The sequence below is a fragment of the Bradyrhizobium elkanii USDA 76 genome, from assembly GCF_023278185.1.
Classification (GTDB): domain Bacteria; phylum Pseudomonadota; class Alphaproteobacteria; order Rhizobiales; family Xanthobacteraceae; genus Bradyrhizobium; species Bradyrhizobium elkanii.
The window spans coordinates 7,502,067-7,523,016 of the sequence record NZ_CP066356.1 but is presented as its reverse complement, the minus strand read 5'-3'; the positions used below and the strand labels follow the sequence as shown (position 1 = coordinate 7,523,016).

At 58.6% G+C, this 20,950-nt stretch carries 18 protein-coding genes and 1 riboswitch; of the genes, 9 read left to right on the top strand and 9 right to left on the bottom strand.

Annotation, left to right across the window (positions count from 1 at the left end):
- Nucleotides 1-443 precede the first annotated feature (443 nt).
- Nucleotides 444-764 carry a hypothetical protein gene (locus JEY66_RS35635; protein WP_018269940.1) on the top strand — a complete coding sequence of 107 codons (321 nt, stop codon included), beginning with the start codon at nucleotides 444-446 and terminating at the stop codon, nucleotides 762-764.
- A 200-nt stretch (nucleotides 765-964) separates the two neighbouring features.
- Here the strand turns inward: JEY66_RS35635 and JEY66_RS35630 are convergent, their stop codons facing one another.
- From JEY66_RS35630 to JEY66_RS35605, 6 genes are all read right to left on the bottom strand, one after another.
- Nucleotides 965-1,366, bottom strand: a complete 402-nt coding sequence (locus JEY66_RS35630) for a tetratricopeptide repeat protein (protein WP_225161263.1) — start codon at nucleotides 1,364-1,366, stop codon at nucleotides 965-967.
- Nucleotides 1,367-1,574: 208 nt separating this feature from the next.
- A complete protein-coding gene (gene sctV / locus JEY66_RS35625; protein ID WP_026192314.1) occupies nucleotides 1,575-3,698 on the bottom strand; it encodes a type III secretion system export apparatus subunit SctV in 2,124 nt (707 codons plus the stop codon).
- An 8-nt stretch (nucleotides 3,699-3,706) separates the two neighbouring features.
- A complete protein-coding gene (sctY, locus tag JEY66_RS35620) occupies nucleotides 3,707-4,132 on the bottom strand; it encodes a type III secretion apparatus assembly chaperone SctY (protein WP_050994308.1) in 426 nt (141 codons plus the stop codon).
- A 2-nt stretch (nucleotides 4,133-4,134) separates the two neighbouring features.
- The gene (locus tag JEY66_RS35615; protein ID WP_016847917.1) at nucleotides 4,135-4,671 is read right to left on the bottom strand and encodes a hypothetical protein; all 537 of its coding nucleotides are present in this window, start codon (nucleotides 4,669-4,671) and stop codon (nucleotides 4,135-4,137) included.
- Between the two features lie 33 nt (nucleotides 4,672-4,704).
- Entirely contained in the window at nucleotides 4,705-5,595 is an 891-nt protein-coding gene (locus JEY66_RS35610; protein WP_026192316.1) for a SctD/MshK family protein, read from the bottom strand.
- 116 nt (nucleotides 5,596-5,711) lie between these two features.
- Nucleotides 5,712-5,945, bottom strand: a complete 234-nt coding sequence (locus JEY66_RS35605; RefSeq protein ID WP_075968406.1) for a hypothetical protein — start codon at nucleotides 5,943-5,945, stop codon at nucleotides 5,712-5,714.
- Nucleotides 5,946-6,807: 862 nt separating this feature from the next.
- On the opposite strand from JEY66_RS35605, the gene JEY66_RS35600 reads away from it, so the two are divergent.
- Nucleotides 6,808-7,008 carry a hypothetical protein gene (locus tag JEY66_RS35600; protein WP_125459153.1) on the top strand — a complete coding sequence of 67 codons (201 nt, stop codon included), beginning with the start codon at nucleotides 6,808-6,810 and terminating at the stop codon, nucleotides 7,006-7,008.
- 164 nt (nucleotides 7,009-7,172) lie between these two features.
- On the opposite strand, the gene JEY66_RS35595 is transcribed toward JEY66_RS35600, so the two are convergent.
- Together JEY66_RS35595 and JEY66_RS45225 are read right to left on the bottom strand one after the other, a co-directional pair.
- Nucleotides 7,173-8,861: an HrpF/NolX family T3SS translocon protein gene (locus JEY66_RS35595; RefSeq protein WP_026192317.1), complete on the bottom strand. Its 1,689-nt coding sequence runs from the start codon at nucleotides 8,859-8,861 to the stop codon at nucleotides 7,173-7,175.
- A 1,268-nt stretch (nucleotides 8,862-10,129) separates the two neighbouring features.
- Nucleotides 10,130-10,378: a hypothetical protein gene (locus JEY66_RS45225; RefSeq protein ID WP_016847924.1), complete on the bottom strand. Its 249-nt coding sequence runs from the start codon at nucleotides 10,376-10,378 to the stop codon at nucleotides 10,130-10,132.
- A gap of 701 nt (nucleotides 10,379-11,079) precedes the next feature.
- Between JEY66_RS45225 and JEY66_RS35585 the strand changes: the two genes are divergently transcribed.
- From JEY66_RS35585 to JEY66_RS35565, 5 genes are all read left to right on the top strand, one after another.
- Complete coding sequence (locus JEY66_RS35585; RefSeq protein WP_026192318.1) at nucleotides 11,080-12,012, top strand: hypothetical protein; 933 nt, start codon at nucleotides 11,080-11,082, stop codon at nucleotides 12,010-12,012.
- A gap of 401 nt (nucleotides 12,013-12,413) precedes the next feature.
- Nucleotides 12,414-12,629, top strand: a riboswitch (cobalamin riboswitch).
- A 211-nt stretch (nucleotides 12,630-12,840) separates the two neighbouring features.
- The gene (locus JEY66_RS35580) at nucleotides 12,841-14,670 is read left to right on the top strand and encodes a ribonucleoside-diphosphate reductase subunit alpha (protein ID WP_225161267.1); all 1,830 of its coding nucleotides are present in this window, start codon (nucleotides 12,841-12,843) and stop codon (nucleotides 14,668-14,670) included.
- Nucleotides 14,661-15,734 (top strand): ribonucleotide-diphosphate reductase subunit beta, encoded by a 1,074-nt coding sequence (locus tag JEY66_RS35575; protein ID WP_162136766.1) that lies wholly within the window; start codon nucleotides 14,661-14,663, stop codon nucleotides 15,732-15,734. The genes JEY66_RS35580 and JEY66_RS35575 overlap by 10 nt, the downstream gene beginning before the upstream one ends.
- 96 nt (nucleotides 15,735-15,830) lie before the next feature.
- Nucleotides 15,831-16,001, top strand: coding sequence for a hypothetical protein (locus tag JEY66_RS35570; protein ID WP_155258801.1), 171 nt, complete (start codon nucleotides 15,831-15,833; stop codon nucleotides 15,999-16,001).
- 1,300 nt (nucleotides 16,002-17,301) lie between these two features.
- Nucleotides 17,302-18,057: a hypothetical protein gene (locus JEY66_RS35565; protein ID WP_233475198.1), complete on the top strand. Its 756-nt coding sequence runs from the start codon at nucleotides 17,302-17,304 to the stop codon at nucleotides 18,055-18,057.
- A gap of 613 nt (nucleotides 18,058-18,670) precedes the next feature.
- On the opposite strand, the gene JEY66_RS35560 is transcribed toward JEY66_RS35565, so the two are convergent.
- Nucleotides 18,671-19,366 (bottom strand): hypothetical protein, encoded by a 696-nt coding sequence (locus tag JEY66_RS35560; RefSeq protein ID WP_026192322.1) that lies wholly within the window; start codon nucleotides 19,364-19,366, stop codon nucleotides 18,671-18,673.
- A 171-nt stretch (nucleotides 19,367-19,537) separates the two neighbouring features.
- On the opposite strand from JEY66_RS35560, the gene JEY66_RS35555 reads away from it, so the two are divergent.
- On the top strand, nucleotides 19,538-20,056 hold the full coding sequence (locus JEY66_RS35555; RefSeq protein WP_233475196.1) for a nodulation protein NolB: 519 nt from the start codon (nucleotides 19,538-19,540) through the stop codon (nucleotides 20,054-20,056).
- The gene (gene sctJ / locus JEY66_RS35550) at nucleotides 20,057-20,932 is read left to right on the top strand and encodes a type III secretion system inner membrane ring lipoprotein SctJ (RefSeq protein WP_016844756.1); all 876 of its coding nucleotides are present in this window, start codon (nucleotides 20,057-20,059) and stop codon (nucleotides 20,930-20,932) included. It begins immediately after the preceding gene.
- The last annotated feature ends 18 nt before the right edge of the window (nucleotides 20,933-20,950 follow it).

Here is a 20,950-nt window from a genome sequence, read left to right as displayed (position 1 = left end):
CGTCACTATATGCTGGCGCGGAGTTCGAGCGATGGGACATGCACCAAGCAACGGTCTGTGCGAGAATGCGCGCTGAGCAGGCTCGGAGCATTGAAGCGTTGGCAATGCTCCCCGATCCACCTTCGTCGCTGTTTAGTACGAACTGCCATTGCCCTTATTCCTGTCGCACTCTGCCCTGTCCGGTGTGATACTTATTATGTCCAGAGTCCGACGCTGCGGATCAGGGCTGCGGGAGCGCTGTATCAAGTACATGTTTTTCCTGTTCGTGGACGGCAAGCCCTCACGATCGTTTGTGGCACGTCGCTTGCTCGGTCGAGAAGTGACAATAGTGGCCTCACAATCATGAGATGGTGTGTGGGCGCGTCAATTAGTGATCATGGGAGACATGCGGGAGCGCTGCTCAGGCGTCGTCTCGTCCATATACAACCATACAGGAGATGGCGATGACGAAAGAAACCGGGATCAACGATGACATCGGCATTGCAGCCGGCGCATTTCAGGACTTCACGAAGCGAGCCATCGGAGCGCAAAGCGAGTTTGTGAAAAAGTACTCAGAGGCCTATTGGCACTGGCAGGAGCGCATTCAAATCGAAGCGACGCAGTTGACAGAGTTCTTCAAGCATGTCTCCTCGACGTCTTCAGCGCCCGACCAGATCGGCATTCTTCAGGGGTGGATGAAAGGCGCCAAGCAGCGGTTCACGGAGGATGTTGTCTATTCTATCGAAGCCGCGAAAGCTCTCACGAATGTCGGACTGCAGGCTTAATTTGGTCTCTGCCGGCGCAAGGTGGCGGTGTCATATGCAAGGTAAGTAACGGATGAATTGCAATGTTACTACACGTGGCGATACAATTATCGATCGCATCTCTAATTACTTTTGAGGTTTTGCGGCGGCGTATAGTGCGGCCGATTAAGGGGAGCCTAGTTATCGGCAAGCCGGCCACTCAAGCGTCAAGCTTTTGCACGCTATTGTTCGCTGCGCGCCAAGGCGTCATCCATCCGCGGTTGTGACCCGGCATCCTCGGTCTCCGTCTTACTTTCTAGCGCAAGCGACAGTTTGAGATTGTTGTGCAACATCGCATTTGAGGGTTCTCTTTCGAGAGCTTTGCGGTATAGCCCTTGCGCCTCTTGATGGCGGCCCTTCTGATCGAGGACAACGCCCTTGGCGTTCAGTGTGCGCAGATCGCCGGGAGCCGCCAAGAGGACATTATCGAGAACCTCAAGGGCTTGATCGGGCGATTTGCGGGCCAGCAGGACCCGCGCAAGAGAGATCGCCGCATCGACATTGTTTGGTTGTTGCTTCAACGTATCGCGCAGAGTTTGCTCATCAGCATCCCGACCGAGGCTGTATGGAATTCGTTCGCGCACGCCAGGATCGATCGCCTTGGCGTCAGCTAGGTCTGACGAGGGCGTCTGCCGCGATGAAAGGGCCGACCTATCCGGGTTAGCGCAGCCTGCGAGCAGAACGATAGCGAGCGAGCTTGAGCACAAGGCTGAGCGAAGGAAGCATGCGCGTCGCCAGAGGCTTATCTCATAGGAATTCATAGGCTATCTCACGACGAGCTGCTGTGCTCTGTTAACTTGCGGCTGGAAGCAGCCCGCCACGCTCCGAGGAAGGAACCCTTTCCTTGGTAGCCGGAAGTTTCACGGACCCAATCGGCTGGACTGTGAACTCCGAGGCGAGATCCTGATAAGACAGAACGGGCAGATCGAGCCCGTTGCGGGTGAGAAAGCCGCGTACGAAGCGCCGGATATCCATCGAGCCGAGAATGACGGGCTGGCTTTGGCTTTGTGCGATGGTCGAATGGATCTGACGGAATTGTGAAAGCAGCTTCTCGCTCTGCCAATCGTCCAGAACGAGATATGGTCCGACAGCGGTTTCGCGCACCGAAACGCGCACTATCTCTTCAGTCTCACGCTCGATGATAAAGGCGGCCACAACGCGGTGGGCATTGGCATAGCGAAAGCAGATCTGCCGCTTCAGGGCGGCACGAACATATTCAGTGAGCAGGACGGCGTTCTGCTCGCGTTCACTCCATTCTGCAAGGGCCTCCAGGAGGAGGCGAGTGTTGCGAATGGGTATCCCCTCGTCGAGCAGACGGCGCAGGACCTCTGCGATCCGAGGAATGGTCGCCGTACGAAGCACTTCCTTCACCAGATCGGCGTACTCCTGCTCCATTCGGGCAAGCAGTTGACGTGTCTCTTGAATGCCTACCAGGCGCTGTGCGTAGCGTGTCAATGTGGAATGGAGACGTAAAGCAAGAATTTCGACCGGACGGTGGTGTCCGATCCCGGCGGCTTTGAGCGCAGCTGCATGGCGTTCTTCGATCCATACGCGAGCCGTCTCCGGATCTTGCCGAAATGGGATGCCGCTTAGTTCAATGTTCGCAATATCATCGTTGAGAACGAGTTGCGTCGGATCGATCACATCCCGTTCAACCGGCACGCTATCGACATCTATCCTGAACTGCGACTTGGACAGGTTCTGGTCAATCCGGGCCGGGATACGCGGAACCGTGATTCCAAGGTCTGCCGATACCGACGTGGAAACGCGCGCGATGCTTTGTTCCAACTCGTCTTTGTCGATTGAATGTGTCAGGTTCGGCGCAAGGAATAACGCAATCGGAAGTGCTTCCGCATGAGCGGCTTGCTTCTGTGCCTGTGCCTGTGCTGGAGCCGGTGCCGAAGCAGTGACGTTTGCGCCTGTCTTCGCGGCAGGCTCGTCGCCTTTCGCGCCGACCTTGACATAGCTTGCGGCAGCGAAGAGCACGGCCAAGATGACGAACGGGGGCAAGGGGAAGCCAGGAACGAATCCCATTAACAATAAGACGCAGGCCGCCAGCCGAAGCGCTTGTGTGCTCGCCGTAAGTTGGCTGACAATATCGGCCCCAAGCTTGAGCTTGGAAGGCCCGTTGACCCGTGTGACGATGGTCGCGGCCGTAATCGACAGCAACAGTGCGGGAATCTGTGAAATGAGCGCATCACCTATCGTCAGCAGCGTATAGTGATGCATCGCGGCATCGAGCGACATATCCTTGGAGAGCAGGCCGATGCTGATTCCGCCCAGCATATTGATGCAGATGACGATCAACCCGGCGATCGCGTCGCCTTTCACGAATTTCATGGCGCCATCCATTGCACCATGAAGTTGGCTTTCTTGCTCAAGTGCCGCGCGCCGGCGACGTGCTTCGTGTTGATCGATATGGTTGTTGCGCAGCTCCGCATCGATCGCCATCTGCTTGCCCGGAAGTGCATCGAGCGTGAATCGCGCTGACACCTCTGCGACGCGCTCGGCGCCTTTGGCAAGGACCATGAACTGCACCATGGTCACGATCAGGAATATGACGATTCCGACAGCGATATTCCCCGAAATGACGAAGTCGCCAAAGGTGTGGATGATGCTGCCGGCGTCGCCCTCCGCAAGAATCAGGCGTGTTGTTGCGATGGTCAGCGCCAGACGAAAAACCGTCGAAATCAGAATGACGCCCGGCAGCGACGAAAAATCAAGCGGCGTGCTGAGATAGAGGGCAACCATCAGCAGCAATATGGCAAAGCCGAGGTTGAAGCCGATAAGCATGTCAATCACGATGATCGGGATCGGCATGATCATCATGCCGATCGCCAGAAGCAGCATCAGTGCGACCATGATATCCGGATGGGCCGGTGCGCGGGCGACGAGATTTCGTAGGTGACTGGCCATGCAAAGCCTTATTGTTTGACCGGAGCCGGGTTGCCCCGCAAGGAAACATAGCGCTTGAAGGTGGCCTGCGCCTCGGCCATGCGGCCAGCCTGACGCAGAGCATGGCTGCGCAGCAGCAGCAATGGCAGACGCGACGATGGCTGATCATCAAGCATGTCCAGCCTGTCCAATACCGATAGCGCTTCCTCGCCGAGGCGCTCCGAGATGAGGGCATAGGCGAGGATGCGAAGCAGCTCGACGTCTTGAGAATGTTCGTGAACGACGAGCCGCAAGAGCGCCAGACTGTGTGCGCTCTGCCCGCACGCAAGGTGGACATAGGAAAGCGTGCAGAGCAAATCGCGCTCGGGCCCAGAGATCGGAACTGCCCGATCGGCTTTGGAAACATTCGACGACCGGGTAGGTGTGAAGTGCTGCACTTCGTGCGGATCTGGCATTGCTAGCCTTGGATCAAGCTGTTGTGATTCTGCCGGAGCAGGATTAAACGCCGCAGCTCCAGCCGCAGAAGCGCAGCCCCTTCGCCTGCCACCGAGCCCTCTGGCGCGGCTGACAGCGCATCGGCCAGACGCTCGAGGAGAAGGCCGTGTTGCTCCGGACGTACTACATGCGAATGACGCAGGCGGGGCGTGACGAAGGAGAGCAGGCTATGCGCGAGATTGGGGCCCTTCAGGCAGGCAAGTTCCGAACTCGTTTCGATCTTACCTGCGTGCTCGGTGGCATCGGTGGGATTGATCCGCGAGATTGGATCGATTGACTTGAGTTCGAGCGCGTTATCGATCGTGCTGGCAGCCAACCGCTCCTGCGCTTCGCGCTGTTGGACAACTGACGTGTGACCCTTGCCGTTTCCATGGACCTTGTCGATGCCGACGCTGCTGGCCTGAGGTGTGGCCGGGGCGATAACAGGTGCATGATGCTCGTTGTTAATTCCCTGAAAGGCGATGCCAGGCTCTACGGACCGCTGCGGCAGCCTAGTCATGAAACGTTCCTTCGTTGGCCGCGGGCTAAAACTCTAATAAGACAAAGCAGCAAGCTGGCCATTGCGTGTCAGCAGCACACGTCCGTCCTCGATCTCCTTTACGGTCCATCCATTGCTCAGGAGTGCACCCGCGAAGTACTTTTGACCAGCAATGACCAGATAAGGGGCGCTTCCGCGCCAAACTGCCTGGACGGCAATTGCGGGGGGCGCCTTCTCCTCCTTGATGGCGACCGCACTGACGAGCGTATAAGCACCATTGCTTTGGACATCGAACCGCTGCTGGACTTCCCGCCATTTAGCGAGCGAGGCAGGCGTAATAGTGCCATCGGCGGTCACAACGCCCGGCCCGGAACTGACTTTGATGCCGAGCAGGCCCGCCGCGTCAACTTCCCCTTGCAGCCGTTGAGCCGCTGCGTCGGTGGCCGGAACATCAGGGGTCGCGAGCGCGATTTTGGGGGCAATGTCCGTGGCGGAGGACGAGGTGCTCAGCGCTGCGGCGCTGTCGAACTGGACAAATCTCGTTGAAAGGGTGCCAACTGCGGCAGAGCTGATGAGGACCAAGGCAAGCGGGATAATCGGTACATGCCAGCGCCCGGTAGAGCCGGCTTGCTGAGTGCCTTCGGTCGAGCAGCGAATGGACATCGCGCCCATATGGATGACGGCAGGAAGAGGGACAACAACGGTCTCATTTGGCGAAATAGGGCCGCGACCCTCGATCGCGACGTCCGCGGCAAGGGCCTCGATCTCGATCGAGCTGATATGCCAGCTGACGCGAAGATGGTGCGGTTCGAGGCCTTGCTCGATGAAGACCAAATCAGCATCGAGGCTGCTGCCAATCAAGCAGGAGCCGCTCCCCGCTTTGCCGGTCAACCCGGAATAACACCCCGACAACACTTCGAATAGCGGGGAAGCTGGTTCATTCACGATCGTCTCCTGAATGAAGAACGAGACCGTACGGCAAAGCCGTACGGTCTGTTGCGACTTCACAGATCATGCGGCCGGCAAAAGCGGGAGGATATAATTTCGTCCCGCTTCATCCGTTACTGCACCCGCTCGTCGGCCACTTTCTTGACGGTCGAGAGTTCTGTCGAGACGACGCGAAGTTCTACATCCCTTTCAGCAGCCTTCGTGCTGCTGGCAGTCAGGGCGGCGAGCTGCCTGTTGAATGCCGCTTCTCCCGCAGCTTCAGCTGCGGCGGAACCCGCGGCTGCAGTAGCAGTACCAGCTGCGCCACCCGCCGTCGAGGAATGAGAAGCACCAACCTTATCAGCCATATTGTCTCTCCTGTTTATTTGAAGATTGCCGCGCCTTGCGGCTCCGATTTTCCTGACGCCGCAACATGCGAGGTCAGGAATCCTCCTCTGTCTCGGCCATGGCGTCGTCGAAACGACCCATTGCACTACTTACAAACTGCATAGCGACGGCGCCGAGAGCGACGTTGAACGCTTGCTGCATAGCAGCGGCTTGCGAGTCAGCGTCTGGACCAGACGCGCCGCCATTTAAGGGAGCGCCTGCACCATGCGATTGGCCATGATCATCGTGCTCGCCAGGCGCCCGAGATCCTTTTTTGCCGCCGCCAGTCGCGTGGAGGTCGGAATCAAGGTGCCCAGCGGCGCTAGAGCTGGAAATGCGCATCGGGTTCTCCTACTTCAAAACTTCGTTCGTGCGGAGGGAGCGGTCGCCGTCACGGCTACTATGGAAGCATTAGCTTTCGACAAGCTGACGAGCCTCAGAAATTCTGTGAGCCGATCTCTTTGATGTTGCCTCTGGACAGGCCGCCTCATATTTCGGCAGTGTGTCGGCGTAAGCTGCAGATCACAGGGTTGGTACAAGACCTCGCCTATGTGGCACTTGATCAGGCAAGCCGTTGTTCATCAAAGCGCAGCGTTGACAAGCGGAATGTAAGCGCCGGACGGATAAAACGGGCTTAAGCTTTGACGTGGCCCATCTCGGGACTCGCCCGGCTTTGGACCCCTCGCAGCTCGTTCGGCAGTTTAGGTACCTCGAACCACGCAGCGATTTGTCTAGATCCTGTCCCGGGCTGCTGCGCCAGGATAAAGTTGCTCATGCGAGTCAGCGATGAAGAGCGATCTTCCATTCCCGCTCGGAGCAGGCCCATAAAAATGGATCACTTTCGTGGACAGCGATCAGGAGGCGCTGGAGACAAGGACCTTGAGCGTCACCTCCATTAATGTGCTCTCGATCCGACGACGTAAACCGGTCAGGCACGCCACTCCACCGGTTCCGTCGCGGCGTGAAGGCATCAACAAGTTTACCGTCCGCGATGGGTGGCGCAATCGGCCCGACGAAATCTTCGCGGTGGCGCACGCGATGTGAGAACGCCCGTCGGGTGCTCGAGTGCAGCCGACAAATGCGCCGGTTTAGCTAGCGACAAGCACGCTCGTCGGTGTAAGCATCGAATATGCTTGCGCGACCTGCGCGGCGGGGACGACCCTACCGCGCAGGCCGCGCAAGCTGGCCTTTCGTTAGCGCCGCTACGACTAGGCGTAGGCACCTGCAGCTTGCGTGCGCTCGGATTCAATCCGTGCCTTGAGGTTATTCAGATAGTCCTCCGCGTAGGACTGGGCCATCGACACCGGCAGATTGATGCCGGCCGTCGCCGCTTCTTGAATTGCCTGCTTCACCAAGCCTTCTCGAATCGCTATCTTGACCTCGGGGCCGGCGATGCAGCCCACGGCCTGCGCCGCAAGACTCAGCCCGGCTTCCTCCAGCGCCTTCTTCATGTTGCCGCCGCTGATCGCGGTGTGCAGAAGATTTGCAGCTTGCGCTTCGGCCTCGATCACCATTGAAGCAAGATCGGCCAGTTCGCCCAGCCCTGGAATGAAGCCGAGTACACCAACGGCCGTCGCTGTCCAGTCGAGTACCTTCGAGCCTACCTTGAGCACGTCATTAATTGCGTGCATGAGGGCGCCACCGTTCTTCTTGGGAGACTTGATGTCGGGCTGATCTGCCGCGCCAATCATCATGTCTGCGGTAGCCTCCTGTTCGGCCGGCGTTTGAGCGGCATGCGTTTTCAATTGCGGAGCGGCGCGGTTCGCACCAGACATGTTGTTGAAGAACTGGTTGAAATCGTTTCTGCTGATGTTTCCGGAATCGACCGTATGGCCGCCGCCGAAGTCGAAAAACTTGTGGTGGGTTTTGTAACCAGTAATCGCGTTGTTCATCAATCCGAACAGCACAGGATCCGAGAGCAGCTGGGAAGCCGCGCTTCGCACCTCAGGGGAAAGGCTCTTGTCGTCCACCATACTCACGAGCTTTTCCCGGGTCAGATCGCCATTTCCAAAGAAAGCGTCCTGGTTCTTGTTGATCGTGTTTAGTGTGCTCAGCTCGGGTCGAGTGAGACTCATCGATGACGAAGCGACCTGCAGGAAGTCCTCCTTGTGGACCTTATCTATCGAGCCGCCGTACAACTGCTTCCATTGATCCGGGTGGTCGAGAAAATATTGAGCCGCGGCGAGGACCTGTGGGGGGCATTTGCCAATGTCGGCGTTGCCGTCCACGATGCGCCTGAAATCCGCAAGGCTCAAGTTCTTGGGCAGGTTATCGGAATAGCGGTAGAGTTCGCGCAAGGCATCGGTCAGTGTCATGACCGATGGCTCACCGTTCCCGGTACCGTCGGATGGCATGTAGTTCTGCTCGTAGATCCGCGCCCGCTGCTCCTGGAACGCGGCAACTTGAGGGTGATGGTCGGAAAAGCCGCTGAGATCGCCCGCTTTGATCTTGCCGCCACAGCGGCCGTCGCCTTGCGAACCGATCGCATAGAAGAGCTCCGGGTCCTGTTGCAGTGCCTCGATCGCCGCCTTTAGATCCGGCGGTGTCGAGGGATCGTTGGCCAAATCTCCCAGAGACTTCCAATCAAGCGGGCATTTGTCCTTGTGGCGGTTCAGCACAGAGACAATCTGCAGTTCCGCATTAGTCAGCGTGCCACCGTTCCAGGTGATCCTTGAGCTTTGTACGGGCGCTTCCGCAATGATTGGGCTGCCGGCAGCACAGGACGGCTGTGGGTCATCCTGATATGCATCCAATGCTGCCCTTATCTCTGGTGGCAGGATACTCCGCGCCTCCTGCGTGAGTTCCTCAGTCAGTTGCTTGGTTGATTCTGTGGAGGCCGTCACTTGCGATGCTGAATGATCGTTGGTCGTGTCTTTCGAGGAGAGGCTGGCCAGCATCGCCTGAAAGCTGGAAAAGTCCTGCGCCGACGAGGGAGGGGCGGGCATTCCGGAGAAAGCCACAGTTGAGTTGGCGGTTGGCGATAGGTCGACTGACATTACACGTCCTCCGATGTAAGTGTGCACCACAAGACGGTCACCGGCGCGGCCCGAGATCGCGACGAACAGGGAGTGTTGATCGGCAGAGTTCAACAGGTCCTACCACTTGCATCCTGTTGCTCAGTGCGCCTTCAGCGCTCAGTTTCGCGACTATCCATGGGAACGCCGCCGTCTAAATATTCGCCCGTATGGTAAAACGGACAACCTTTCGAGAAGCTGACGGCGCTCAGACGATTTCAGGGTGATTGATGAAGTAGTCTTGCCCGCAAGGGACCTGGACGTATTTCAATGCCGGTGCCAGCTTCGCTTAGTTGCGTTCGCCTGGCCTGGTGCCATGTCAGCGAGTTAAAGCTTTACGTCTGCCTATCGGGAGCATTCGTTGATTTGGTCCAACAATCTCGCAAGAGCTCCGGAACACCTTAAGGTGGGCGCTGATTTCGCAGTAGCCACCCCCGCGCCTGCGCCAGAAAAAGTGCTCGCTCTTCTGAGCTGCTGGCTCTTCTGAGCTGCGCATCCAGCATGGTCGGCTCAGATACCGGTCGTCGACCAAGTCCTCGAAAAACTCCATCGTCAGACGCGTTGAGCGGACCCAACTTGCACTGACAAACATCAAAGCTCGGACGCCCGGCCTAAGTCCTTTTGTTCGTCCTTGGCCGCTGCGCTCTTCGACCCTGCATCGAATCCACGTCGCGGGCTCAATACGAGATAACAGTTGGGTCACGCGGTTACGAAGGGCGGACGCAAACTAGCCGCAAGAGCAGGTTTAACGACTTGGGAGACGAATAAGTTTTCTCCTCGCGGTTCGGCCATGTGCGGCACACCCGCGATGGCGAAAGTTGTTGTCCGCGGGTGCCTGCCTGACATCACATTGCAGTTTCTCAGCATGTCGATCTAAGGAATGTGGCGGCTTGGCGAGTGAGGACCAGTGGTGGCGGCACGTCCGCCGTCGAATGATGGCTCGGCGCGTGACGGCGCGGCTCCAAGCTTCGGCCAAATCCGATGCTAGTTAGTTAGATTCGTCCGCTTCATGCGGTCCCGTCAGTTTCTGCTCAAAGCTCCTTGGATTGACCGCGCATGTCTGCTTATTGCCGGTTGAGGCCCGTGTTACTCCTCACAGCGGGAACGTCTCTCATCCTTAAACGTCGAATTTCATCCGTATGACGAGTCTTTTAGAGCAGTTCAAAGGTTCGCATCAAAAAAAATCGCAAGCTGCGATGTAGGATGCCGCTACCTCCTAGCTCGGACAGCTGTTGCTCGAAGCCTGTGGCGTCGTTGCGATACGCGACGGCTTTGCCGTCTCTGAATGCATCAAAGCTGATCGGATTCAAGATCAGTAGTCGGCTTTGCGCCTTGTGCGCGTCGGATACGTAAAGCACCCGCCCATCGTAGTACCATTGAAAATTATAGAGCTTGATCAAGCGGTCGAGAAATTCTCGCGGTGGGAGTTCCGGTAGCCGCCCGCGAATCCGCCCCTTCACCCCAGTACTTACATTGACCCGGATATTCCGATTGTGACCGAATTCCTGTAGTGCGGTCGCGAGGTCCTGATCCAGAACATGTAACTGTAAGGCGTCGATGGCAGCGTCAGCGGCGCGCCGAGCGTCCTGGCGACGTCAGGCAGGTGAAAACAGGAACACATAGCACTTTCTTCAAGATGCAGCCTCCGAGATCGGATGAGTATACCTGCTATTTTCACGACAGGATCGACACCAAAATTCGTCCCAAGTTGGAGGCCGATGCTTCTTCCTAAATGGAAACCTGCCGCGGTCATCGGGTAACGAACGCTCGTCAGCTTTCGGTCAGCTCGCTTCTCTAAGGTGCTGGCCGATTCGCGCTCACGAATGCTGCCAATCTTATCACGCGACAGAAACGGTTCTTCTCATGTTGCCTGCCGTTGCCTCGACCCGCTCTCAACTCGGCCGAATGTATCTCCAGCGGCTGTTCATCGGTGCGGGACCAGTTTCATGAAAATCTTACGCAGGCGGATGCTCTTGTCCGCTTGCCGCTTCTGCTGTCGCATCGGCGGGTGTAAGACCGACCTGTATACCAAAGTGCGGGCGAGTACGAAGGCACTGTCGTCGACTCGCTTGCAAATGAGATGGGAGGAACTGTGTTGCGGATGGATTTTTCGCGTATTAATCGGTCTAAAGCTATATTCCATAATATTTATGCTTCTGATGATCCGAGGGCATATTTCTCGATCCTCGGAGACCTAGATTATATGATTCCGGACGTGGCTGAGCCGGTTGTGCGCCAAATCCTGGCAGCGAAAGCTTCGGCAACCGGCCTTAAGCCCGTCGTGCTCGACGTTGGATGTTCATACGGCATCAACGCAGCAGTGCATCGCTTTCCGCTGACCTTCGGGGGCTTGCGTCACCGCTACGCCCGGCGTGAGATGAGGGCGATCAGTTCTGAAACACTGGTGAGTCTCGATCGCAATTTTTATGCAGCCTGGCCTGATGTCGGGTTGGCGCGCTTTATCGGCCTCGACGTGTCGGTACAGGCGATCAGCTATGCAAAGAGTGTTGGCCTCTTGGAGCAGGGCATCGTCGCTGACCTTGAAAAGGAGGCGCTATCGACGGATAGCGCGCGCATTCTCCGCTCCGTGGATGTTATCATGTCAACCGGATGCATCGGCTACGTTACCGAGAAGACGTTCAGCGAGATTCTCGATGCGACAGAGAAGCAACCATGGATCATCTCCTTTGTGCTACGAATGTTCCCATTTGAATCGTTGGCCGAAGCGTTTGCAAAGCGTGGTCTTGTGACAGAACGTCTTACCGGCGCGACGTTTATCCAGCGTCGCTTTCGCGATGCTGAAGAGTTTGAAAGTTGTTTGGCCAGCTTGGCGGCCCTTGGCGTGGATGCGACCGGCCTCGAATCAGAAGGGCTGTTGCATGCGGATCTGATCTTGTCTCGCCCAGAGGCGGATGCGCGGGCCACGCCTCTGGAAGACGTTGTCACCGTCGCCAGCGGCAGGGGACGGCCGATTGGACCCCGTTACGTTCATGTTGAAAGCAACGAGGGCTTGCACGTTGCGCTGGAGCCCTGACAGTTAAGGACCACTGTGCAGCGCGCGAGTCTCTTCGGCGCTGGATCAAGACGTCGAAAAACAAGGCCATTCTGGTCGAAGGCGCGCCAGGGCCAATGTTGTTCGCCGACGATGGATAACGATTCGTCCAGATGCCATTTGTCGCGGCGAGCGCTGCGATTCAGATCGGAGAGCGCCTTGCCGAATTCCCTCTCTGCTGACGCGCGGTTTCATAGATCGCATCAATGCGACACGTGGGTCAGAATTTCCTCGACTATGCGCAAGCTTAACGGAAACTGAAAGGCAGCCCAAGGCATCTCTGCAGCAAGAAGTGACAGCGGCGATAGAGTGGTCCGGGCGGTCGGTATGTTTTTGCCTTCTAAATCTTGATCTCTCCAATTGACGAATCCCGGCGCGTAGACCTATCTATAGTCAGTCACGGTCTTCCGTTCCCCACATCTTGTAGGGTGGAAGCTAAGAGGGAACCCGGTGCGCCAAAACGGCAACTCCGGGGCTGCCCCCGCAACTGTAAGCGGCGAGCGGTTGTCATCATGGTCACTGGCGCGACACAGCGCCGGGAAGGCCGATGGCCGCAGTGACCCGCGAGCCAGGAGACCTGCCGCGACCGAATGAAAGTCCTCGGGCGGGGTGTCCCGGTGGGTCGCTTGCAGCCGGGGACATTTGCCCGGATTCCTCGCAAGTCGTCCGCGCCGGCCCGCGCCCAACATCGCGGGGTTGCCGATGTCGCCGTCTTACAATTTCGATCAGCAGGGTCATCTCATTGAGCCGCCGCATGTGCAGCCGCGCCCAGCGCAGGCAAGGCCTACCCCGCCTGAGTCGGGTCTTGTCTTGCCATCGCCGGCTCCGCTGCCGCGCCCCCTTGCTCCATCGCCAAGGCGGGCCGATCTCAAGCTCGATCGGACGCGCGACGACCTGTTGACGCCGTTCGGCAAGCTGACGGTGACCGACCGTTACCTGCTCGCCGGCGAATTGCTCCAGGACATGTTCGCGCGGGTGTCTTGCGCCTTCGCGGATGATGTTGCGCATGCCCAACGTCTCTATGATGCGATGTCTCGGCTGTGGTTCATGCCGGCCACACCGGTGCTGTCCAACGGCGGCACCACGCGCGGTCTGCCGATCTCATGCTTCCTTAACTCGGTGTCGGACTCGCTCGAAGGCATCGTCGGCACCTGGAACGAGAATGTCTGGCTTGCCTCTAACGGCGGCGGCATCGGCACCTACTGGGGCAACGTTCGCTCGATCGGCGAGAAGGTGAAGGGCGGCGTTACCTCGGGTATCATCCCGTTCATCCACGTCATGGACGGCCTGACATTGGCGATCAGCCAGGGCTCGTTGCGGCGCGGCTCTGCGGCGGTCTATCTCGATATCCACCATCCCGAGATCGAGGAGTTCCTCGAGATTCGCAAGGCGTCCGGCGACTTCAACCGCAAGAGTCTCAACCTGCACCACGGGATCAACGTTACCGACGCGTTCATGCGTGCCGTGGGCGCCGGCACCGCGTTCGCTCTGCGCAGCCCGAGGACCAACGATGTCATCCGCGAGATCGACGCCCGCCAACTGTGGCAACGCATCCTGGAGAACCGGCTGCAGACCGGCGAGCCTTACTTGTTGTTTATTGACACCGTGAACCGGTCGCTCCCCAAGCACCAGCGCGAGCTCGGCCTCAAGGTCTCTACCTCCAACCTGTGCAGCGAAATTACCCTGCCGACCGGCATCGATCATCGCGGCGAGGAGCGCACCGCGGTGTGCTGCCTGTCGTCGCTCAACCTCGAGACCTGGGATCAGTGGAATGAGAAGCCAGGCTTCATCGAGGACGTCATGCGCTTCCTCGACAACGTGCTGACCCACTTCATCACGGTGGCGCCGGACGGCATGAAGCGTGCCCGCTACGCCGCCTTGCGTGAGCGCTCCGTCGGCCTCGGCGTCATGGGCTTCCATTCGTTCCTGCAGGCCAAGGGCATTCCGATGGAAAGTGTCGTGGCCAAGTCGTTCAATCTGAACATGTTCCGGAAAATCCGTCGCGATGCCGACGCGGCATCCGTGACGCTCGCGCGCGAGCGTGGGCCGTGCCCGGATGCACTGGAACGCGGTGTGATGGCGCGCTTCAGCCATAAGATCGCGATCGCGCCAACCGCCTCGATCAGCATCATCTGCGGCGGGACTAGCGCTTGCGTCGAGCCGATCCCGGCCAACATCTACACCCATAAGACCTTGTCCGGTGCCATCTCGGTGCGTAATCCGCATCTCGCCAAGCTGCTGGCCGCCAAGGGCGCAGATACTTCGGCGACCTGGCAGTCGATCATCGCGCACGAGGGTTCAGTCGCCCATCTCGACACCCTGTCGGAACACGAAAAAGCGGTCTTTCGCACCGCCTTCGAAATCGACCAGCGCTGGATCGTCGAGCTTGCCGCCGACCGCGCCGCGTTCATTTGCCAGAGCCAGTCGATTAACCTCTATCTGCCGGCCGACGTCGATAAGTGGGACCTTCACATGCTGCATTGGACGGCATGGAAGCGCGGGGTGAAGAGCCTCTACTACTGCCGTTCAAAATCGATCTCGCGCGCGGCGTTCGCCGGCAACATCGCTGACGGCGACAACGCGGCGCCGCCGCAGCCGCAGCGGCACACTGACTATGAGGAGTGCCTCGCATGTCAGTGATCGATCTCTCATCCGTCGATCCGCGCACACTGATCGGCAAACGGTGCGTCGGCCTCCTCGACTCGACCGGCAGCTATGACGTCGATCGCTACGCCTGGGCTTACGAGTTCTGGAAGCGCCAGCAGCAGACCCATTGGATGGGCGAGGAGGTGCCGCTTGGTGCCGACCTCAAGGATTGGGCATCGGACCGCGTTACCGACAGTGAGCGCGCGCTGCTCACTCAGATCTTCCGTTTCTTCACCCAATCGGACATCGAAGTCGGCGATAACTATCTTAAGCGCTACATCCCGATCTTCCAGCCGCTCACCGTCCAGATGATGATGGCGGCCTTCACTAATATGGAGACGGTCCACATCGACGCCTATGCGCTGCTGCTCAAAACGCTCGGCATGCCCAAGACCGAGTTCGAGGCATTTCGCGGCTATTCCGAGATGCGTGCCAAGGCGGACTACATGCACGAGTTCGGCGTCGACACAGTAGCCGATGTCGCCAGGACCTTGGCGATGTTCGGCGCCTTCACCGAAGGCATGGCGTTGTTCGCGAGCTTCGCGATGCTGCTCAATTTCCCCCGCCACAACAAGATGAACGGCATGGGACAGATCGTAAGCTGGTCGGTTCGCGACGAGAGCCTGCATTGTGAGGGCATTATCAAGCTGTTTCACGAATGGAACCGAGAAACCGGCGCGGTGACGCGCTCCGTCCGTGACGATATCGTCGACGTCGCCAAAACCATGGTGAAGCTGGAGGAGAATTTCGTCGACCTCGCCTTCGGCCTCGGCAAGATCGAGGGCATGAGGCCTGAGCAGATCCACACTTACGTCCGCTATGTCGCCGACTGGCGACTGACCCAGTTGCGGATTGCCCCGGTCTTCGGCTTCTTCGAAGCCAAGGAGGGCGGGTTCACCCAGCTCAAGGCGCATCCGCTGCCTTGGCTCGTCGAGATTCTCAATGGCGTCGAGCACGCTAATTTCTTCGAGCAGCGCGCCACCGAGTACTCCAAGGCGGCGAGCCGCGGCAGCTGGGACGGCGAAGACGGGGTGTGGGCAGCTTTCGGCCGGACGTAGCCAGACGGAACGGCGCTTTGGAGCGCCCCCGCATTTTCGGACGTTTGCGAAAGTCGGCTCTGCCGCTGCTTGCGGGGCCGCAGCGGACCTTGATCTATGCCGCTCGAAATCATGGTCGCGGGCCTTTGGGATGGACGTGCCAAAGTGGAGGTGTTGAGCACACCTAAGGTGTCCGCCAGTATCGGAGTTCATCAAAAACGCTCCGGCTGGGATGAGCAGAGGCAGCGCGGTATCGGGCAACCGATCGAAGAAAACTGCGCCCGTTGATGTGCCGATGCGCAAATGAACTCAATCCCGGTTTCACGAGGCGCGCGACGTAACCGATGTCCACGCGGTTTGCGCTAAGGCCGCCTGCAATGCGGCTTAAGAAGAATTGGTTGCACGCTAGCCGTCCTTTTGGGAAGGGCGGACGGAAACTGTTTTACGCACCTTAGCCAAAGGGACGCGGAAAAACCTGACTTGAATGCTGCGGGCCGGCGGCTGTGTACGTGACAATCACGCGTGATGGTCAAGGTGGCCGACTCCGCGGCGTCGGTTCATATAAAGTGCAGGGCGGAGAAGGCAAAAGTGAGAAGAGGGCGCACTGGTGATCGTTTGTCTCTCGCCGTGCATCTATCTTGACGTGACCAGGTCTCTGCACTGATCGATTGGGCCTTAAAGTGGGAGCTTGGCAATTTTTCGCCGGCCGGGGGCCGTCACCGACTGCCGTTGCCGTCCGCAATTTCAATCTGTCGGCGCCAGAGACATGGCCCTGCCGAGGCGCGAGCCATGGTTGCTAGTGGGGAGGCCGATCTTCCCCAGAGTCCGCAGGCCGATCTTCAGCCGGCTTCGGGCCAAGGGATCGAGTCCAGCGATGGCGTGAGACGAATGAAGCCCTCTGCTCTGCGTTCGGCTGTGTGGGCACCCCGAGAAGAGTGAAAACCTTTGTGGCGGTCCTTGCTCGGTCTCACTCCGCTGCACTCCAGCATATCGATCTGAGCGCCTGTGGCTGTTTGGCCAATGAAAACCCAGTAATCCTTGGCGAGACGTCCGTCCAACATATGGAACTCGGACAGTTCTGGTGGTGCGGCTTCGGAAGGACCTGGCTGAGACGGTCCGGCTGCAAGGGTCGAGCGTGGGGTCCGGCCTGCAATGGCCCTGCAAGCGATAGCCCGGCATGCGACGGCTAGGCATGCCACGGTCCAGCGAAGGGCCGGCATCCTCATCCTGGCATATCAGATCCTGATCGACACCAGGATGAGCCTCGACCGCCTGCTGGAGAGATACTGCAGGGGACGCGCCGCGTCAGGACAGCATCGTGCGCAAGTCTGCGCCAAGCAGAGATGAATTGAAAATGCGAAGCAGCTTGTGGCGAAGGTCAATGCCTTCTCCATTGGCTCATTGCGAATCCTCTTGACGCTCGTCAGCTTCTCGAAAGCTAACTCTCTTAGCATGAGAGAGCGGATGTCTAGAGGGCGATGCCGCCTATCCATCTTAATGGAGATGCACATCGAACACCCGATGCTCTGCCGGCGGCTCGGAGGGTGCACTCCACACGAGCCTTCGAAACAGTTCTCTGGAGGTCGCAATGCAAATGGCCTTCGTCGAACTATGGCTCGAGCCAAACTTTCAAAGGAGGAGCAGGATGGATTTCAACTCAATCAGCCCAACGAACACAAGCCCGCAGCCCGATTCACCATCAGCGCCCGCGGGTCCAGCGGGCTTTGAGCACCAGCTGCGCGAGGTCGAAGATAGTGCTCTGCCACCTGCTGCGGGATCTCCCGTGCAGCAGGGCAAAGCCTACTCGCCATATCTGGACGCCCGGCATCCCTATTCGCAATATTTGGAGTCGGGGCATCCCTATTCATCACTGTTGGATCGGGAGGATGATCTATATGCGCCGGCTGCGCCCTCCCCCGGGCCATTGGTGGCCGCCAGAGAAAGCTCTCCACAGCCAGGCTCGCAGCAGCCGATCGCTCAAGCCATCGCGGAACTCCCAGAGTTTGATCCTGATCTAATTTGGCAGAATGTGGAAGCCGGGTCATCGCAGGCTGGACCGTCTCAGGCCGGACCTTCGCAAGCCGGGCCATCCTCGTCCGCCGGGGCTGCGCTGTCGGAGCTCACAAATTTCATTCCCGAGGACGAGCGTTTCATAGCCGACCACTGGGTCTTCTGTCCCCATACGGCCTCGGATGCCCAGATCAACATACTAAGGAGGGCCGGCCTCTTGCCTAGCAATAACTCCCGGACCACAAGTTTCACCATGCTGGGTATGCCCCACACAGCCGAATTTCGACAAGAGGGGTTCGTTCGTATCAAACCGTCGATGGACGCGGGCCTCTGATCTGGACAATTACACGGCGAGCGCCCACTGGGTAAGCATTCCATAGCAGCCCGCGGAGCGCGGACATAGTCCGCCGCCAGCAGACCTTCGCGACGTCGCCAACGGCAGGAGCACCTGGCAACGTCCTTTCTGGCAGGCTGTCGACTATCTTGGCCATCTTGGCCTCCCGCCAAGATGAATATACTAAATCATTAGTTACGCGTCCTTTCAGAAAATTGGTCAGGCATTGGCGGCTCAGCGAAATACCAAGAGTCCACACGGCCTGGCATGCGCGCCACTGAGCCGCTGCTGAAAGCCGATCGCGTCCGTAGGCGGTTCTGGTGAGTCGGGCTCTCGGCTCGTATTCATGCCTGCGGCTCCGACGCAGTTGGTTCGGAAGCTCGTGTCGACCTTTAAGCCCTCGAGCCCCCGTCAAAACTGGCGCTTACCAACTTCCGCTCGCGCCTAGCGTGGCTGGTTGCCCACGTCCGTTGCGGTCGGGAGCAGGCGCCGCCGTCCAGACATCCGCACGCTCATGCTGGGCGCATTAGCGTTCGAAAAGCTGACGATCGGACGGATTTGAGCCAATACAGATCGGATCGACTTCGGCTGAAGGTGTTTTCGCATCGGTTAGTCACTTCTGGCCCGTGCCAGCCTCCCGCACGGTGCCGTCCTGATGCGGCGCGTCGGGCGAATAATGCCCTTCCGGGCGTCCGTCCCGAATAACCACGCTCGAGGAGCCGCGAAACAACATCAAAACCGAATCCCGCGGCGGCCCTTCGGCGGCGGCAGGATTGCGCCGCGCCTGCGCCTCCGCCACAAGGCCCTTCAACGTCTGGTCCACCAGCGCGATGAAGCGTGGCGGGCCCGAAGCCAGGACGAGGCCATCGCCGGGGGCCGGTTTCACGATATAGCGTTCATCGGAGATGTTGAGCGCATCGAGCGCGGTCTTGAACGCATCGAAGCTGATCGGGCTCAACACCATCAGTCGGCTTTGCGCCTCGTGGGCCGCGGATATGTAAAGAACGAGGCCGTCGTAATACCATTGAAGATTGTAAAGGTTGGTCAAACGCTCGAGGAATTCGCGCGGTGGCAGGTCCGGCATTCGTCCGCGAATCCGGCCCTTCACTTCAGTGCTGACATTGACCCTGATATTGAGATTGTTGCCAAACTCCTGCAGCGCGGCAGAAAGGTCCTGGTCCAAAACCGTGTAGCTATAAGGGGCCGACGGCAGCGAGAGGGGGGCGCCAAGCGCGCTGACCATTCCAAGACAGATGAAACCTCCGGCGTAAAGAATTCTCTTCAATACCATCGTGGATCGGACAAACATTCCTGAAGGCCTTCTGAGAATTAAACTTGGAATTTCGGTCCAGCCTGGACGCCAAACGTGATCTTTAGATGACGCAAGGCGGCGCATCCTCGTCAGGTTTTCGTCAGCTCACCGTACTACGATCTTGATCCGTTCAGTGTCAGACAACGCCTGGTTTCATCAACGAGCGCAATGACTCCTTATATGATGTTAGGCGCAACGCCGATCTCACCCAATTCAGCCGACTGTCTTGCCAATGCCTGCTCGCCGGCAGCCGCCGGCGAGCAGGCGCACTTTGAGCAGTCTCTTGCGCAAGCGGCCTCCGACCAGAGTGCCACCTCATCGGTCGCAGATAGAGCCGCAGTCGTTCCGCCGGTATCGGAAGTGCAGCGCACGAACACGCTAGCGAATCCGCCGGGCGATCGCATCCTTCAAGCGCTTTCTACCATGTACCACAGTCATGTCGGTGCTCCGGCGGTCGGTAGTGTGTCGTCTGCGCCGAGCGTCATCCAGCCCGGACCTGCCGCGCAGCCGCTATTGCAGCCGCTCGACATCGGCGCGCATGAGACAGTTAAACCGGTAGCGGCAGATTTCGATTCGATGGTGGTGAATCTGCGGGATGTCTACCGGGACGTCGTTCAGGTTTCCCTTGTCTCTAAGAGCACCAGCGCCGTGAGTTCGTCGCTGAACAAGCTGCTTTCGGCGGGCTGAATGAAGCTGATGCGTGGTGTGATGTGCAGTGCGGGCAACGGCAGCCGTCAATCGTGGCGACGGCTTCGCGTTTGCCTTGCTCTGCCCCTTCTTGTTCCGTTGCTCGGCTGCAAAGCTGATCTCTACAGTAAGATTCAGGAGCGTGAAGCCAATGAGATGCTTGCGCTTCTCCTTGGCAAGGGTGTCGATGCAGCTCGTGTTGTCGCCAAAGATGGGACCAGCACGATCCAGGTCGAGGAAAGGCAGCTCGCCTATTCGATTGACTTGCTGAATGTTGAGGGGCTGCCGCGCCAATCTTTCAAGAATCTTGGCGAGGTATTCAAGGGATCGGGCCTCGTTGCGTCGCCGATCGAGGAGCGGGCCCGTTACGTTTATGCCCTCAGCGAGGAATTGTCGCGCACCATTAGCGATATCGATGGCGTCCTTTCCGCCCGGGTCCATGTGGTCCTTCCTAAAAACGATCTGTTGCGGCAAGATGCGACCCCGTCCTCAGCGTCGGTTTTCATCCGACATGGCTCCAACGCAAAGCTCTCGGCGCTGTTGCCTCAGATCAAGATGCTCGTAGCCAACAGCATCGAAGGGCTGTCCTACGACAAGGTGGCTGTGGTCTTCGTGCCGGTTGAGCGAACTCCGCTTGAGCAGCCAGCGTCGCCGACAGCCGCTTCAGCTCAAAGCGCAAAATCTGCTTCAACGCCGTGGCTTGCGCTTGGGGTTGGAGGCGCCGGCGCCATATTCGTCATTGCATCTTATGTGTTGCTCGGTGCGCGTCTTCGTCAGTTCGGGCAATCATCGCGCAACCTGATCATGTTCAACAGGCGTTCGAATGTGCCCGCCGTTCAGGCTGCTGGTAAAAAGATCATGTCTGATTCGACATAGCCAGGACGCTCATGTCGG